This window comes from Erythrobacter sanguineus (genome assembly GCF_900143235.1).
Classification (GTDB): Bacteria; Pseudomonadota; Alphaproteobacteria; order Sphingomonadales; family Sphingomonadaceae; genus Erythrobacter; species Erythrobacter sanguineus.
The window spans coordinates 108643-123053 of the sequence record NZ_FRDF01000003.1 but is presented as its reverse complement, the minus strand read 5'-3'; the positions used below and the strand labels follow the sequence as shown (position 1 = coordinate 123053).

Annotated in this window: 14 protein-coding genes and 1 tRNA gene; 8 read left to right on the top strand and 7 right to left on the bottom strand. The window is 64.3% G+C overall.

Annotated elements, in window-relative coordinates; all coding sequences use genetic code 11:
* Nucleotides 1-124: 124 nt before the first annotated feature.
* The gene (locus BUA05_RS03045; protein WP_072673191.1) at nt 125-1621 is read left to right on the top strand and encodes an amidase; all 1497 of its coding nucleotides are present in this window, start codon (nt 125-127) and stop codon (nt 1619-1621) included.
* Between the two features lie 83 nt (nt 1622-1704).
* Here BUA05_RS03045 and BUA05_RS03040 read toward each other — a convergent pair whose 3' ends face one another.
* The 3 genes from BUA05_RS03040 to BUA05_RS03030 all read right to left on the bottom strand — a co-directional run bounded on the left by BUA05_RS03040 (nt 1705) and on the right by BUA05_RS03030 (nt 4950).
* A complete protein-coding gene (locus tag BUA05_RS03040; protein WP_072673190.1) occupies nt 1705-2979 on the bottom strand; it encodes an acyltransferase family protein in 1275 nt (424 codons plus the stop codon).
* A 260-nt stretch (nt 2980-3239) separates the two neighbouring features.
* Nucleotides 3240-4787, bottom strand: a complete 1548-nt coding sequence (gene tig, locus BUA05_RS03035; RefSeq protein ID WP_072673189.1) for a trigger factor — start codon at nt 4785-4787, stop codon at nt 3240-3242.
* 78 nt (nt 4788-4865) lie between these two features.
* Nucleotides 4866-4950 (bottom strand) — tRNA-Leu (locus BUA05_RS03030).
* A gap of 132 nt (nt 4951-5082) precedes the next feature.
* Here BUA05_RS03030 and BUA05_RS03025 point away from each other — a divergent pair.
* Genes BUA05_RS03025 through BUA05_RS03010 form a run of 4 tightly spaced genes read left to right on the top strand, consistent with a single transcriptional unit; the run spans nt 5083 to nt 7751 of the window.
* Nucleotides 5083-5394, top strand: a complete 312-nt coding sequence (locus BUA05_RS03025) for a DUF3297 family protein (protein WP_072673188.1) — start codon at nt 5083-5085, stop codon at nt 5392-5394.
* A 60-nt stretch (nt 5395-5454) separates the two neighbouring features.
* On the top strand, nt 5455-6897 hold the full coding sequence (der, locus tag BUA05_RS03020; protein WP_072673289.1) for a ribosome biogenesis GTPase Der: 1443 nt from the start codon (nt 5455-5457) through the stop codon (nt 6895-6897).
* Nucleotides 6897-7400 (top strand): DUF2721 domain-containing protein, encoded by a 504-nt coding sequence (locus BUA05_RS03015; RefSeq protein WP_072673187.1) that lies wholly within the window; start codon nt 6897-6899, stop codon nt 7398-7400. The genes der and BUA05_RS03015 overlap by 1 nt, the downstream gene beginning before the upstream one ends.
* Nucleotides 7401-7421: 21 nt before the next feature.
* Entirely contained in the window at nt 7422-7751 is a 330-nt protein-coding gene (locus tag BUA05_RS03010; RefSeq protein ID WP_072673186.1) for a hypothetical protein, read from the top strand.
* 39 nt (nt 7752-7790) lie between these two features.
* Here the strand turns inward: BUA05_RS03010 and bfr are convergent, their stop codons facing one another.
* The 4 genes from bfr to BUA05_RS02990 all read right to left on the bottom strand — a co-directional run bounded on the left by bfr (nt 7791) and on the right by BUA05_RS02990 (nt 11256).
* Nucleotides 7791-8273, bottom strand: coding sequence for a bacterioferritin (gene bfr / locus BUA05_RS03005; protein WP_072673185.1), 483 nt, complete (start codon nt 8271-8273; stop codon nt 7791-7793).
* 149 nt (nt 8274-8422) lie between these two features.
* Nucleotides 8423-8614 carry a (2Fe-2S)-binding protein gene (locus BUA05_RS03000; RefSeq protein WP_072673184.1) on the bottom strand — a complete coding sequence of 64 codons (192 nt, stop codon included), beginning with the start codon at nt 8612-8614 and terminating at the stop codon, nt 8423-8425.
* A gap of 216 nt (nt 8615-8830) precedes the next feature.
* On the bottom strand, nt 8831-10126 hold the full coding sequence (locus BUA05_RS02995; RefSeq protein ID WP_072673183.1) for a DUF418 domain-containing protein: 1296 nt from the start codon (nt 10124-10126) through the stop codon (nt 8831-8833).
* Between the two features lie 116 nt (nt 10127-10242).
* Nucleotides 10243-11256 carry an SPOR domain-containing protein gene (locus tag BUA05_RS02990; RefSeq protein ID WP_072673182.1) on the bottom strand — a complete coding sequence of 338 codons (1014 nt, stop codon included), beginning with the start codon at nt 11254-11256 and terminating at the stop codon, nt 10243-10245.
* A gap of 251 nt (nt 11257-11507) precedes the next feature.
* Here BUA05_RS02990 and BUA05_RS02985 point away from each other — a divergent pair, with 251 nt between their 5' ends.
* The 3 genes from BUA05_RS02985 to BUA05_RS02975 are packed head-to-tail and all read left to right on the top strand — an operon-like array spanning nt 11508 to nt 14379.
* The gene (locus BUA05_RS02985) at nt 11508-12227 is read left to right on the top strand and encodes a ParA family protein (protein ID WP_072673181.1); all 720 of its coding nucleotides are present in this window, start codon (nt 11508-11510) and stop codon (nt 12225-12227) included.
* Nucleotides 12228-12251: 24 nt separating this feature from the next.
* On the top strand, nt 12252-12944 hold the full coding sequence (locus BUA05_RS02980) for a toxin-antitoxin system HicB family antitoxin (protein WP_072673180.1): 693 nt from the start codon (nt 12252-12254) through the stop codon (nt 12942-12944).
* Between the two features lie 55 nt (nt 12945-12999).
* Nucleotides 13000-14379 (top strand): SPOR domain-containing protein, encoded by a 1380-nt coding sequence (locus tag BUA05_RS02975; protein WP_072673288.1) that lies wholly within the window; start codon nt 13000-13002, stop codon nt 14377-14379.
* Nucleotides 14380-14411 lie beyond the last annotated feature (32 nt).

Sequence of the window (14411 nt, the reverse complement as noted above, 5' to 3'; positions counted from 1 at the left end):
AAGTGTCGATACGGCTATGTCGGAGGCTGGGGGGCAATTTCAAGGGCGTTTACCTTGTCGGCTGTGAATTGCCACGTCACTTTCCCGCTTGCGTGCAGCCATTCCCGTGGCAAACCCTTGTCCCATGACCATCTCAGCCATCGCGCGCGCGGCGCTGCCGCTTCTCCTTGCAACCACCGCAACCGCCGCCTGGGCCGACCCGTCGGCAGACGCGCAGGCCCGGATCGAACGCATCCGCGCGCTGGATGATGCCGGACCGCAGATCAACGCCGTGATCGCCTATGATCCGGATGCAGCGGCAAAGGCGGGCGCGCTGGCCGAAACCGGAATCCTGCAGGGCCGCACCGTGCTGGTAAAGGACAATATCGACACACGCGAATTTCCGACCACCGCCGGCAGCCTTGCGCTCAAGGACAACATGACCGGGCGCGATGCACCGCTGATCGCCAACCTGCGCGCAGCAGGCGGCGTGGTGCTGGGCAAGGCCAACCTGTCGGAATGGGCCAATATCCGCTCCGACGATTCGACCAGCGGGTGGAGCGCGGTGGGCGGGCTGACCCGCAATCCCCATGCGATTGATCGCAACACCTGCGGATCATCATCCGGCAGCGGCGCGGCGGTGGCGGCAGGCTTTGCCTGGGGCGCGATCGGCACGGAAACCAACGGGTCGATCACCTGCCCCGCCAGCATCAACGGCATCGTCGGGTTCAAGCCCAGCGTCGGGATCGTCAGCCGCACCCACGTGGTGCCGATTTCCAGCACACAGGACACCGCCGGGCCGATGACCGCCAGCGTCCATGACGCCGCCCTGCTGCTGACCGCGATCGCGGGCGAGGATCCGGCCGATCCGGTCACGCTGGAAGCCAGCCGGATGGCCGATTACACCGCCGGGCTGGACACCGCCTCATTGGCCGGGGTGCGGATCGGGGTGATGCGCAAACAGACCGGCAAGCGCGCAGATCTCAACGCCGTGTTCGACACCGCGCTTGCCGATCTGGAACGCGCGGGCGCGGTGCTGGTCGATATCGAATTCGACCCCGATGGCGAAATGTATCGCGACAGCTTCACCGTGCTGATGTTCGAACTGCGCGAGGAGATGGGCAAGTATCTCGGCACGATCCCCGCCTTTGCCGGGGAACAGACCCCGCGCAGCCTTGCCGACCTGATCGCCTTCAACACGGCTCACGCGGCGGAGGAGATGCGCTGGTTCGGACAGGATCTGTTCGAACAGGCCGAAGCCACCACAGACCGTGAGGCCTATGAAAAGGCGCGCGCCAATGCGTTGAAGATCGCCGGGCCGGAAACGCTCGACAAGCTGCTGGCGGATAACGACGTGCGGTTTCTCCTCGCCCCGACCCGCGGGCCAAGCTGGATGAGCGACCTTGTGAATGGCGATAATTACACCGGCTCGGTCGGGTTCGGCAGCCCTTCGGCGATTGCCGGCTATCCGCACCTGACCGTGCCGATGGGCGCGATCGAAGGCCTGCCGGTCGGGCTCAGCATTTTGGGCGCAAAGTGGGATGATCACGCCGTGCTGAAAGCGGGCGCGGCCTACGAAAAAGCGCGGACAGCCAGACTGCCCGCGCCTTCGTTTGAACGGTGGAGCCCGGCGGGGGAATAACCCCCTGGCACGCCATTGCAGCCGGTTGCCGCATCATGGCCTTGATCCGCCACCGCCGCCTTGCCCCGGATAAGCCCTGATCGTCAGCGCGGCCCGCTTGCCGTGGCACGATCCGGAACTGGGTTGGACGGCGCGTCCAGCTTCTCCGCCCGGGCAAAAGCGCCGAACAGCCCCGGCGATCGGCGCACTTCGGCGATATCCGTCTTGCCGTTGAACAGCAGCCGGATGATCGCAAAGCGGCGCACGAGCAATTCGTGGATCGCAATCACCGTCGCGGCAGCCAGCACCGTCAGCACGGCAAACTCCACCCCGCTGGGCCATGACACATGGGTCAACGCCCGGCCGAACATGTACACGAAGCAGTGGTGGAACAGGTACATCGACAGCGCACAATCAGCCAGCCAGCGCGTGCGCGGGCCGCCCGCAGCAAAGTAGCGGTGAAAGAATTGCAGGATGAACAGCACCAGCGTCCAGATGGCCAACTGGTTGAGGAACAGCATCACCGTGCCGAGCGCACGGCCATGTTCGATTTCCGGATAGGGCTGGAACAACAGGGCAGCAGCCGCCGCCATCGGCATCCACCAGCGCCATTCCAGCAAGGCGGCCAGAAAGCGCGGGCTGAGCGCGGCCATTATGCCGATCACGAAGAACGGGAATTCGGAAACCAGTTTGGTATAGCTCTGGAAGCCGGGGACAATCAGATCATAGGAACCCGGCACCACCGATGCGACCGCGTAATTCGCGGTGTTGGCCAGCCCGAACGCAATCAGGGCGAGCGCAAAGGGAAAGCTGCCCGCAATCCACTTTGCCGAACGATCAATCCACACCAGCACACGTGCGCGAATGGCCGCATCCCTGGGCACAATCGCCTGAACCAGCGCCGCCAATGCAAACATCGGCATCAGGCTGACGAGAAACCACAGATGCAATTGCCATTCGCCCGACGCCCAGATCTTGATGAACCCGGGGCTGGCAATCCAGTCCAGCATCGTGCCTGACCCGCCCGCATCGCTCCAACGCAGATAATGTTCGATCATGTTGAAGGTGAGCGCGATGACAATCAGCGGCACAGCCGTGCGCAGAAACCGATTCCACATGAAATCGCCCACCGCGCGGCGCGACAGCAGCAGCACTGCAAAGAAGCCTCCGACAAAGAAAAACGTCGGGGTGATGAACAGGTGAAAGCCGAAGATCAGCCAGTCGAAAAAGTCGTGCCGGTCAAGGTTGCCTGTGATCCACGGCCGCGCCGGGGCGTAGACCGTGGCCGCATGCAATGCCACGGACAGGAACATCAGCACCGAACGCGCCCCGTCAATATCGTGATAATGCTTGCGCGAAGTGATGGCAGATTTGGTCAAGATGATGCCTCGCTGGCGCGTCGCGGGAATGGCCGTGTGCGCTGATCAGCATGCCTTCTTCTGCATATTCAAACAGCGCGCAATCGCGAGAGATGCCCGGGTCTTGAAATGACACAGACGGCGGGAAAGGCTTAATCTTGCGCTTCTATCGCGACCTGTCTGGCCAAGGAAAACGAAAAGGGCGCAGGCAGTTCACCTGCCCGCGCCCGTTTTGCATCGACGGCGACCTGCGGCGGGATCAGGCCCCGCCGCGCCGCAGATTATTTCTTGGCCGGAGCCTTCTTTGCTGCAGGCTTGGCTGCAGGCTTGGCTTCAGCCTCGGTGGCATCTGCCTTTTTGGCCGGCGCTTTCTTGGCCGGCGCTTTCTTGGCAGCAGGCTTGGCTTTGGCAGGGGCTGGGTCAGCCGGAGCTGCGGCCTTCTTGGCGGGAGCCTTCTTCTTGGCGGCGGCCTTTTTGGGCGCAGGCGCGGCTTCGGCGGTTTCTTCCGCTTCGATCGCGGCCTGAAGCTCCTCGACGGTCACCTCGCGCTCCGTCACTTCGGCCTTGTCGAACAGGAAGTCGACGACCTTGTCCTCATACAGCGGCGCGCGCAGCTGGGCAGCGGCCATGGGCTCGGACTGGATGTATTCGACGAACCGCTGGCGATCCTCGGGGCGATACTGCCCCGCCGCCTGCTGGATCAGCATCGACATTTCCTGCTGGGTCACTTCGACACCATTGGCCTGACCGATTTCCGACAACAGCAGGCCCAGCCGCACGCGGCGTTCGGCGATCGCCTTGTATTCGTCCTTCTCGTCGTCGATCTGCTTCAGCGCAGCGGCAGGATCTTCCTCGCCTGCGGCTTCCTGCTGAAGCTGCTGCCAGATCTGGGCGAATTCGGCTTCCACCATGGTGCCGGGCACTTCGAAGCTGTGGCCCGCCGCAAGCTGGTCGAGCAGCGCGCGCTTCATCTGGGTGCGGGTGAGGCCCGCGGTCTGCTGCTCCAGCTGGGCCTTCATGATCTCGGTCAGCTTGTCGAGGCTGTCGAGACCGAGGCTCTTGGCGAATTCCTCGTCAATCTTGGTTTCGGTTTCGACCTTCACCGCCTTCACGGTGACATCGAAAGTGGCTTCCTTGCCGGCCAGATGTTCGGCCTGATATTCTGCCGGGAAAGTGACGGTGATGGTCTTTTCCTGACCGGTCTTCACACCGACGAGGCTTTCCTCGAAACCGGGGATGAAGGTGCCCGAACCCAACACCAGCGCGGCATCTTCGGCCTTGCCGCCTTCGAATTCGACCCCGTCCAGCTTGCCGACGAAATCAACGATCAGCTGATCGCCGTCCGCCGCCTTTTTGGTCTTGGCCGCATCCTTGTAGCTCTTGTTCTGTCCGGCGATCCCGGCCAGCGCTTCTTCGATCTGGGCATCGGTGACCGGCACGACCAGCTTTTCGAGCTTCAGCCCGTCGATGCTCGGCGCTTCGATCGCCGGCAGCACTTCAAGGCTGACGGTGATTTCGGCGTCCTTGCCCTGTTCGTAATCTTCGCCCAGCGCGATCTGCGGCTGCATCGCAGGGCGAATCGCCTCGTCGCGGATCAGCTTGTCGACCGATTCGCTGATGGTGTCGTTAACCACCTGCGCGTGCAGGGCTTCGCCGTGCATCTTCTTGACGAGGTTGGCGGGCACCTTGCCGGGACGAAAGCCGGGCATGCGCACCTGCGGCGCAACCTTCTTGATCTCGGCGTCGATCTTCGCGGTGAGATCGGCGGCGGGGATCGTGATCAGATAGGCGCGCTTGAGCCCTTCATTGACGGTCTGCTTGGTTTGCATGGGGACTGGTCTGAAGCCTTCTTGCCAAAAATTCGTGGGTACGGCCCCATCCGTGACAAATGCATTCCGGGGCGAATTTGGTGCGGGCGAAGGGACTCGAACCCCCACATCTTGCGATACCAGAACCTAAATCTGGCGCGTCTACCAATTTCGCCACGCCCGCATGCCCGAACGAAGCCGCGCGGGAAGCGTTAGGCCCCCCGCGCGTATCAGCCGCCGCCCTTAATCCCCCCAAGCCAAAAGGGCAAGCGCAACACGCTTGAAGGCGCGCGGCTTGGCGATTAAAGGCGCAGCGATGAACGACGAAACCCCACAAGCCGCCCCTGCACCGACATCCGGAACGGATGTCCCGCCCGATCACCTTTCGGTCAATCCGCGCAGCCCGCATTTCGACGCGGATAAACTGCAGCGCGGCGTCGGCATCCGCTTCAAGGACCGCGTGCGCACCGATATCGAGGAATATTCGATCTCCGAAGGCTGGGTACGGGTGCAGGCGGGCAAGGCCATGGACCGCAAGGGTCAGCCGCTTACCATCAGGCTGAACGGCCCGGTCGAAGCATGGTACGAGGATCTGGGCGAGAACCCGCCGGTCGCCAGAAAGGGCTAGACCCCGCTTGCTGCTGCACAGCTTGCCAAATCGGGCGTTTGCGCCCACTTGGCGGCGATCATGTCCGCAACCCCATATTCTTCGGGAAAACCCGAAGTCGTCATCATCGGCCGCCCCAATGTCGGCAAGTCCACGCTGTTCAACCGGCTGGTGGGCAAGAAGCTCGCGCTGGTCGATGATCAGCCGGGGGTAACGCGCGACCGGCGCATGGGCGATGCCGATATTGCCGGGCTGCATTTCACCGTGGTCGATACCGCCGGGTGGGAGGATGTGGACGCCCACACCCTGCCGGGCCGGATGCGGGCCCAGACCGAAGCCAGCCTTGAAGGCGCGGACGCGGCCTTGTTCGTGGTTGATGCGCGTGCCGGCCTGACCCCGCTCGACGAGGAAATCGGTCGTTACCTGCGCGAACAATCGGTGCCGGTCGTGGTGGTCGCCAACAAGGCCGAAGGGTCGGCAGGCGAACACGGCGTGCTGGAATCCTACGCCCTGGGTCTTGGCGATCCGGTACCGCTTTCAGCAGAACACGGCGAAGGCATTGCCGATCTGTTCGGCGGGCTGTTCCCGATCATCGGCAACAAGGCCGACCTGTATGAAGAAGCGCAGGAGATCGAAGCGGCCTATGCCGCCGCGATGGATGAGGAAGACCGCCCGTCCGGCCCGCTCAAGCTCGCGATCGTCGGGCGGCCCAATGCGGGCAAATCAACGCTGATCAACCGCCTGCTGGGCGAAGACCGGCTGCTGACGGGGCCGGAAGCCGGGATCACCCGCGATTCGATTGCGGTCGACTGGAAGTGGACCGACCCGAAGACCGGCGATGTGCGCGACATCCGCCTGATCGACACCGCCGGAATGCGCAAGAAGCGCAATGTCACCGAAAAGCTGGAAAAGCTGTCGGTCGCGGATGCGCGCCGGGCGGTCGATTTTGCCGAGGTGGTGGTGTTGCTGCTCGATGCGACGCAGGGCCTTGAACATCAGGATCTCAAGATCGCATCGCTGGTGCTGGAAGAAGGCCGCGCGCTGATGATCGCGATCAACAAGTGGGACGTTGCTGGCCAAACCGGCCACGAAGACCCCAGCAAGCTGTTCAACGGCATCCGCGGGGCATTGGACGATGGGCTGGCGCAGGTGCGCGGACTGCCGCTGATCGCGGTTTCGGCCAAGACCGGCAAGGGACTGGACCAGATGCTGGGCGCCGCCTTCGAACTGCGCGACAGCTGGTCGAAACGCGTCTCCACCGCCGCATTGAACCGCTGGTTCGACGACGCGCTGGAAGCCAATCCCCCACCCGCACCCGGCGGCAAGCGGATCAAGCTGCGCTATATCACGCAGGCCGGCACCCGCCCGCCGCGCTTTGTCATCTTCGGCAGCCGCCTCGACGCGCTACCCAAGAGTTACGAGCGGTATCTCGTCAACGGCATCCGCGCCAAGCTGGGCTTTGACGCGGTGCCGGTGCGGGTGACGCTGAAAAGCCCCAAGAACCCCTACGCCAAGGACGGGTGATGTTCGACCTGCTTTCCGCTGCGACCTCACCCGCCTTTGCGTTCGAGATTCTCGAACGCACCGCCTCCACCCCGCGCGTGCAGCAAGTGGTGCAGTTGAGCCTTGCGCCCGCCTTCCTGCTCAGCGGGATCGGGGCGATCATGAATGTCATCATGAGCCGGATGATCTGGATCGCCCAGCGGATCGAAAAGATCGAGGATGCCCGCGCGCGCGACGGCCAGCCCGAGGACTGGCGGGCTGCCGAACACGGCTGGCTCCAGCAGCGGCGCAAGCTGGCGCAGGGCGCGATCCTGTTCTCGACCGCATCGGCGGTGATCATCAGCGCCGTGATCGGCCTGCTGTTCATCTCGGCCTACATCACCGCGCAGATCGGTACGCTCATTGCGCTGCTGTGGGTGCTGACGATGGTGCTGCTGGTGACGGGGCTTGCCTATTTCCTGCTGGAAACGCGGCTGGCGGCACGGGGCCACCGGGCAAAGGCGCACGAGACCGGCGAGGCGTAGCGGAGCAAGGGCGACGGAGCGATGCAAGACGAAGGCGGGCTGATTGCCCTCAGCAACCGAATCTCGCTGTGCCTCAGATCCTATATGCTGCCGGCCGGCGTGCTCGCAATGACCGCGCCCGAATCGCCGGCGCTGGCGGTGCTGCTCGTCGCGGTACTGGGCGTTCTGCTGGCGTGGCTTTACGAGGTGGAGCTGGCCAATCTCCACGGGGTGTGGGTTGCGGTGGTGGCGTTTCTGCTGTCGATCCTGCTCAAGGGCCCGGATGAACCCGTCGCAAACGGCTGGCTCGTCGCGGCCTCCTTCGCGCTGATGGTCGGATCGATCTTGCTGAAACCGGCCCCCCCTTTGTAGGTTCCGACACACCGCAGGCGCAGCGTTGCCAGACCTTGTTCAGCCCTCGCCTGCCGCCTGGCTTTGCAGCTGCACGTAATTCTGCAGACCCATGCGATCGATCATCTCGAACTGGGTTTCAAGGAAATCGACATGCTCTTCCTCGTTCTTGAGGATGTCCTCGAAAATCTGGGCCGAGGTGTGATCCTTGACGCTGCGGGCATATTCCGCCGCGTCCTTGAGCAACGGGATCGCTTCGTGTTCGAGCGCGAGGTCGGCTTTCAGCACTTCCTCGACATTTTCGCCCACCTTCAGCTTGTGGATCGCCTGAAAGTTGGGCAGCGCTTCAAGGAACAGGATGCGTTCGGCCAGCTTGTCGGCGTGCTCCATTTCCTCGATCGATTCGTGGCGTTCATAGGCGGCCAGCTTCTTCAGACCCCAGTTGTCGAGCACGCGGTAATGCAGCCAGTACTGGTTGATCGCAGTCAGCTCGTTGGTGAGCGCCGCGTTGAGGTAGTCGATGACTTTGGGATCGCCCTTCATGGCGGGAATGCTCCTTGCGATAGATCAAAGCGCTTTGGCGCCTTGGGGGCTAGATAGACCCTGCAGGGGTGCATCCGCAAGGGGTGCGCGAGAAAAATTCGTTATGAATCAGCTGCTTGCGAGACGTTCGCATTCGCGGCAGGGAACCCTTATACTGCGAATATCTCGCAGGAGGCGGCTGCGCGTTCCTGTTCGATGATTTCCTGCGCTTCCTCAAGGCATTGGCCGCAATTGGGACGCTTGCCGAGCGTGGCATAGGTCGCTTCAGCGTCGCCTTCGCAACGAGTTGCGGCCCGGCGCAGGTCTGTCTCGCGGATTGCATTGCAGATGCAGATGTACATGGGCGCCGAATCACTCCTGCGAGGCGTTTGCAGAAGTGAATGTATGCGAATTGTTCTCAATAACAACTCTTTTCTGCTTCGCACCGCCTCGGCGATGCGAAATCCTCGCTCATGCGACCTGAAGGTCGCGTCGCTGCGGGCGCGCAGTCGCGCTTGCGGTCGTCCTTGGCGACCGGTCCAGCGCTTGTCGGAGACTTTGCTCCGGGCGCTTGGCGCTCACTTTCTCAGCGGAAAGACCTGCCGGTAGGTCAGACAGCGCCAAAGCCATTCGAGCGGGCCGTAGCGGTAGCGATCGAGCCACGGTTTCGACCATGCCAGCATCAGAGCGCAGGTCAGCGCCACCACCACATAAAGCTGCGGGCGATTGAGTTCGCCGAACAGCCCCAGCGCCCAGCCGTGGAACACGAACATCATCGCGATCGACGTTCCAAGATAATTGGTGAACGCGGCCCGGCCCGCCGCCCTTACCCGATCGCCCAGCCATCCGGTGGCCGGCGGCGCGTAGACGACCAGCAGGGCCGCCATGCCCAGCACCATCCACAGCCGCGGCAGCGGGCTCCAGCCGACAAAGGCCGCAAGCGTGCCGTAATAGCTGAACCCGTCGGCGCGCATCGCCAACCCGATCGCCAGATGCACAAGCCCGCCAAGGATAACCCCGGCCCAGCCCCAGCGCACCAGCTTTGCCCGCGCAAAGCCGCCAGAAAAGAAGCCGAGACGATAAAGCGCCATGCCGACCAGCATCAAGGACAGGGTTTCGAACCCGAACAGCAACGCATTGCTGATCGGTTCGTACCATTGTTCGGTCAGCCGGTGCGTCACCAGCGTGCCGTAATCGCCAGCGGCGATCGCGGCATTGGGCACCGCTCCATGGGCCATGGCATCCTCCATCCCGGCGACCAGTCCGGTGCGGGCCTCGGCCATTTCCGGACCGTCGCCCATCGCCCCCGACATCACCGCCCACGGGATCGACATACCCACGCCAAGAACCAGCACGCCCAGCATGTAGCCCGCCAACCCGACCACCAGCTGCGTCCTGATGCTCCAGCCGATGCAGGCGAGCGCGAGGAAGCCGAACAATGCGTAATAGAACAGGATATCGCCCGGCCAGATGAAGAAGAAGTGGATCATCCCGAAGATCATCAGGATGAACAATCGCCACGCCTGCAGCTTGCGGGTCGCGCCGCGCGCCCAAGCTTTTTCCATGAACAGGTAAAGCCCCGCGCCGAACAGCAGGGTGAACAGCCCGCGCATCTTGCCGTCGATCAGGATGAATTGCGCAATCCACATCCACCCGCCCGGATCGCCCGCATCGACCTTGAAGGCGGCCGGGTACATATAGGCCTCGAACGGCTGTCCGAAGGCGACGATATTGGCAGCCAGAATGCCCATCACCGCCAGCCCGCGGATGAAATCGAGCGTATCAATCCGTTCGGAAGCCGCGATGGGCGCGACAGCCGCATCGCTGTCGCCGAAAATGTCCTGCGCCGCGCGCGCACTCAATGTATCATCCATGGCCGATCCCCGTGCCTGTCGGTCGCCGCAAACTAGCAAGTCAGGCGCTTTTGAAAAGCACGCCTGCCAATGCCTCGTCGAACCCTGCCGGGCGTTGGTGGATTGGCGACCCCGGTCTAGCCTTGCCCCATGACCAGACAGGCCTGCCCCTGCCGCTTGAGACTGGCGCAGGCCTGTGCGGCGGCGGCCTTGCTGGCAAAGCCGGTGGCGAGCAGGCGGGTCACCTTGCCGCTGGGAATGAGGGTCTTCATCGTCCCCGCAAGCGCGGGGTTACCGGAAAGCTGGTTCCACAAGCGGTCGGCATTGCCCGCCACACCGAACGCGCCAAGCTGAACCCGCCAGTTGCCCGCAGGACGGGTGGCAGGCGCAGACGCAGGGGCAGCGGCGACAGTGACCGGTGCGGGAACTGGAACAGCGACAGGCGCAGGCGCTGGCGCTGGCGCTGGCACAGGAGCACGCGCCCGAACCGGCGCAGGAACTGGCGCAGGGGCAACGGGATTATCCGTCCCCAGATCGGCAGCGGTCATTTCAGCGGCGCGGCGGGCCCCGGCCTCGGCCTCAAGCTGGCGGGCGAGCGACTGGGCCTGCTGGCGCTGCACCAGCGGGATATAGACGTCCATCTGCGCCAGCGCGTCCTGCGCCTGCGGCAATCCCTGACCCTGTGCCAGCGTCATCAGCGCATAGGCGCGCACCCAGTCACGCGGGGCAAAATCGGCGTTGAAGTGCGACAGCGCCATCACATATTGCGCCCGCGGATCGCCGCGCTCGGACGCGGATCTGACCAGCGGCATGGCCTTTTCCTGTTCGCCTTCCTGAAACAGCATCAGGCCATAATTGTCCGAGGCCTTCACGTGCCCGAGGCTTGCGGCCTCCTGATAAAGCGCGCGGGCGCGGGCCGTATCGGCCGGAACCCCGCGTCCAAGGCGATAGGCCTGCGCCAGATTGAACAGCGCATCGGCATCGCCCGCAGCCGCCGGGGCTTCCCATTCGGCCACGGCACGGGTGAAGTCGCCCTGGCTCCAGGCATCGACCCCGGTCTTGACATCGGCCAGCACGGGTGAAGCCGCCAGCAGCATGGCAGCCAGTGTTCCAGCCAGTCCTGTTGTCGTCGCTGCGATCTTGCCAGTCATAAAGCGTCTCGTACCTTCCTGCGGTTCGGATGAAGCTTTCTTAAGCACAACACGGTTAGCAAAAGGTTGCCGGGCGATCAGCCTTCCTGCGGGACGCGCGGAGATCCAATCCGGTCAAATCCGCGCTTGCGCCAATCGCAAAGGCTTTAACCCAAAATTAGGGGTATCCTGCGATCCCATTGTCATCCGGCCGCAAACCGGGGTCGCAATGGGGCGACACGAGGCGGCATCAATCCAGGGGGACCCAGGCGTTGCGTGTACTCGCTTTGGCATCGCAGAAAGGCGGATCGGGCAAGACCACCCTGTCCGGACATCTGGCCGTCCAGGCCCAGCGTGCGGGCGCCGGCCCGGTCGTGCTGATCGACATCGATCCGCAAGGCTCGCTGGCGGACTGGTGGAACGAACGCGAGGCGGAATATCCCGCCTTCGCCCAGACCACTGTCTCACGACTGGCAAATGATCTTCAGGTGCTGCGTCAGCAGGGCTTCAAGCTGGCAGTGATCGATACCCCGCCGGCCATCACCATGGCGATCCAGTCGGTCATCCAGGTGGCCGAACTGATCGTGGTGCCGACCCGGCCCAGCCCGCATGATCTGCGCGCCGTGGGTGCCACGGTCGACCTGTGCGAACGCGCCGGCAAGCCGCTGGTGTTCGTCGTCAATGCCGCCACGCCCAAGGCCAAGATCACCTCGGAAGCCGCGGTCGCGCTGTCACAGCATGGCACCGTCGCCCCGATCACGCTGCACCACCGCACCGATTTTGCCGCCTCGATGATCGACGGCCGCACCGTGATGGAAGTCGATCCCGAAGGCCGCAGCGCCGCCGAGATCGCCGCGCTGTGGCGTTATATCGCCGACCGGCTCGAAAAGAATTTCCGCCGCACCGTGTTTGCCCCCGCCCCCAATGGCGCCGTGCAGATGGGCGGCGTGCCGCGTCCCGCTGGCGGCTTCGGTCGCCGGGTGGCGCAGTAAGCGCGGGGAAAGGGACCAAGGACAATGTCCGAACCCGGTTTTGCCTCGCTCGGCCCCACTTTGCTCGCCCGCAAGGGCGGCGCCAAGCCCGCAATGCGTCCGCAGATCGCGCCGCTGGTCGCGGACGAGGAGGAGGTCGCCGCGCTCGCCGACGAACAGCTCGAGGATCTCGGCTGGAACGACATGGGCGATGGCGAAGGCGAACACGGGGATGGCGCTGACGTGGTGCCGATCAATGCCGCGGTCGCCGCTGCCGATTCGGACGCATCGCAAAGCCCGATCGTGCGCCGCCAGCAACGCCGCCTTGAAGAACGCGTTCTTGCCGATGCGGTAATGACCGGCCCCGAGGATCAAACCGCCGAAGCGCTCGACAGCGTCGATAACGAGCACGAGCCCGAAGCGGATTACGAATATGATGCCGATGCGGCGGAAGATGACGAGGCCGAGCAGAGCCTTGCCCCGGTAATTCCTGCGGTCAAGGTTCCCGCGCTGGTCGCTGCGCCCGCGCGCCGCCCGGCAAAACGTGCACCGCTGCACAACACAGAGCGCCGCGCTGCCTTCACGCTGCGGCTTGATCCCGAACGTCATCTCAAACTGCGCCTTGCCGCAACCATGCAGGGTGTCAGCGCCCAAGCGCTGCTGACCGAGGCGCTCGACGCCATGCTCGCCGAATTCGACGATCTCGATGTGATCGCCGCCCATCTCAACCGCCACTGATACCGACCGCAAACAACCTAAGCGAACCAGCAGGATGAACAGGGGGACCAAGACCATGGACCGCAGCACCAAGACCGGCATCGCCGCGCCGCGCCTCGCGCTGGCCGTTACCACCGCAATCGCCGGGCTGGCGCTCGCTGGCTGCAGCACGTCGTCCGCCCCGCGCGCCGACGTGTCATTTTCCAACGCGCAGGTGGCGCTGCAAAAAGGGCAGACCGAAAAGGCCATCGCCCATGCCGAAGCCGCCGTGCTGGCCGAGCCGCGTAACCCGGGTTACCGTGCGCTGCTGGGCGCCGCCTATCTTGAGGGCGGGCGCTTCCAGTCGGCAGCGACCAGTTTCAGCGATGCGCTTGACCTCGGCAATGAAGATCCGCGCACCGTGCTCAGCTTTGCGCTGGCCAAGGCTGCGGTGGGCGAAGGCCACGCTGCGGTGCAGGTGCTCGACGAATTTGCCCGCCTGATCGATCCGGCGGATCTCGGCCTCGCCTATGCCCTGGCCGGGCAGCCTGAACGCGGCACGCATGTGCTGATCAATGCGGTGCGCACCAGCGACCAGGTGACAGCCAAGCACCGCCAGAACCTTGCCTATGCCTATGCGCTGGCAGGCAACTGGCGCGCGGCGCGGGTGATGGCGGCCGAAGACGTGTCCGCCGACCAGCTTGACGCACGGATGACCGACTGGGCAACGATGTCCGCGCCCGAACATTTCCAGCAGCGCGTTGCAGCGATGCTCAACGTGACCCCGCGTACGGATGCGGGCCAGCCGCAGCGCCTCGCGCTTGCCAATTTCCCGGCGCAGGAGGTGATGGTGGCTCAGGCCGCTGCGCAGGCCGAGGTGCCGGTGGTGGCCGCAGCCACCCCGAAGCCGGCGGCCAAGCCAAGCCCGAAGCCAAGTGTGGCAGAAGCCTTTGCCGCTCCGGCTCCGAAGGTCGCCGCCGCCGCGACCAGAGCATCGGCCCCGGCCCGGTCCTCGGCCCCGGCCCCGGCAAAGGCCGCAGGCGTTCGCTTTGTTTCCAATCCGGTGGTGCAGCAATTGCCCGCCCGCAGCGAAGCTGCCGCGCCGCGCGTGGCCGCCAGTTCGCAGCGCCGCATGGCACCCGCCGCTGCGCCCGCCCCGGTGGCGAGCGACAAGGCCGCCAATACCCATCTCGTCCAACTCGGATCCTTCAGCAGCAAGGCCGAGGCGACACGCGGCTGGACCGTGCTCAAGCGCAAGTTCCCGCAATTGCAGGATCACGATGTCGTCATCACCGAAGCGGTGGTGAACGGCCGCACCTTCTGGCGCGTTGCAGCAGCGGGCTTTGGCGCGACGAGCGCGCGCGGCATGTGCGGCACCGTCAAGTCGGCCGGGCGCGGATGCTTTGCCTATACCGCCACCAACCCGCCCGCAGGCGCGGTGGATCGCGGCGTCCGGATGGCCGCACGTTCGCGCTGACCGGCGCTGCAAAACACTCCTGTTTCAGCGAA

Excerpts from the sequence above, each read along its gene's own strand:
- BUA05_RS03045 (WP_072673191.1), top strand. The coding sequence starts at position 125 with ATGACCATCTCAGCCATCGCGCGCGCGGCGCTGCCGCTTCTCCTTGCA.
- BUA05_RS02990 (WP_072673182.1), bottom strand. The coding sequence starts at position 11,256 with ATGACTGGCAAGATCGCAGCGACGACAACAGGACTGGCTGGAACACTG.
- BUA05_RS03010 (WP_072673186.1), top strand. The coding sequence starts at position 7,422 with ATGCAAGACGAAGGCGGGCTGATTGCCCTCAGCAACCGAATCTCGCTG.
- tig (WP_072673189.1), bottom strand. The coding sequence starts at position 4,787 with ATGCAAACCAAGCAGACCGTCAATGAAGGGCTCAAGCGCGCCTATCTG.
- BUA05_RS03000 (WP_072673184.1), bottom strand. The coding sequence starts at position 8,614 with ATGTACATCTGCATCTGCAATGCAATCCGCGAGACAGACCTGCGCCGG.
- der (WP_072673289.1), top strand. The coding sequence starts at position 5,455 with ATGTCCGCAACCCCATATTCTTCGGGAAAACCCGAAGTCGTCATCATC.
- BUA05_RS02995 (WP_072673183.1), bottom strand. The coding sequence starts at position 10,126 with ATGGATGATACATTGAGTGCGCGCGCGGCGCAGGACATTTTCGGCGAC.
- BUA05_RS02975 (WP_072673288.1), top strand. The coding sequence starts at position 13,000 with ATGGACCGCAGCACCAAGACCGGCATCGCCGCGCCGCGCCTCGCGCTG.
- BUA05_RS03015 (WP_072673187.1), top strand. The coding sequence starts at position 6,897 with ATGTTCGACCTGCTTTCCGCTGCGACCTCACCCGCCTTTGCGTTCGAG.
- bfr (WP_072673185.1), bottom strand. The coding sequence starts at position 8,273 with ATGAAGGGCGATCCCAAAGTCATCGACTACCTCAACGCGGCGCTCACC.
- BUA05_RS02980 (WP_072673180.1), top strand. The coding sequence starts at position 12,252 with ATGTCCGAACCCGGTTTTGCCTCGCTCGGCCCCACTTTGCTCGCCCGC.
- BUA05_RS03025 (WP_072673188.1), top strand. The coding sequence starts at position 5,083 with ATGAACGACGAAACCCCACAAGCCGCCCCTGCACCGACATCCGGAACG.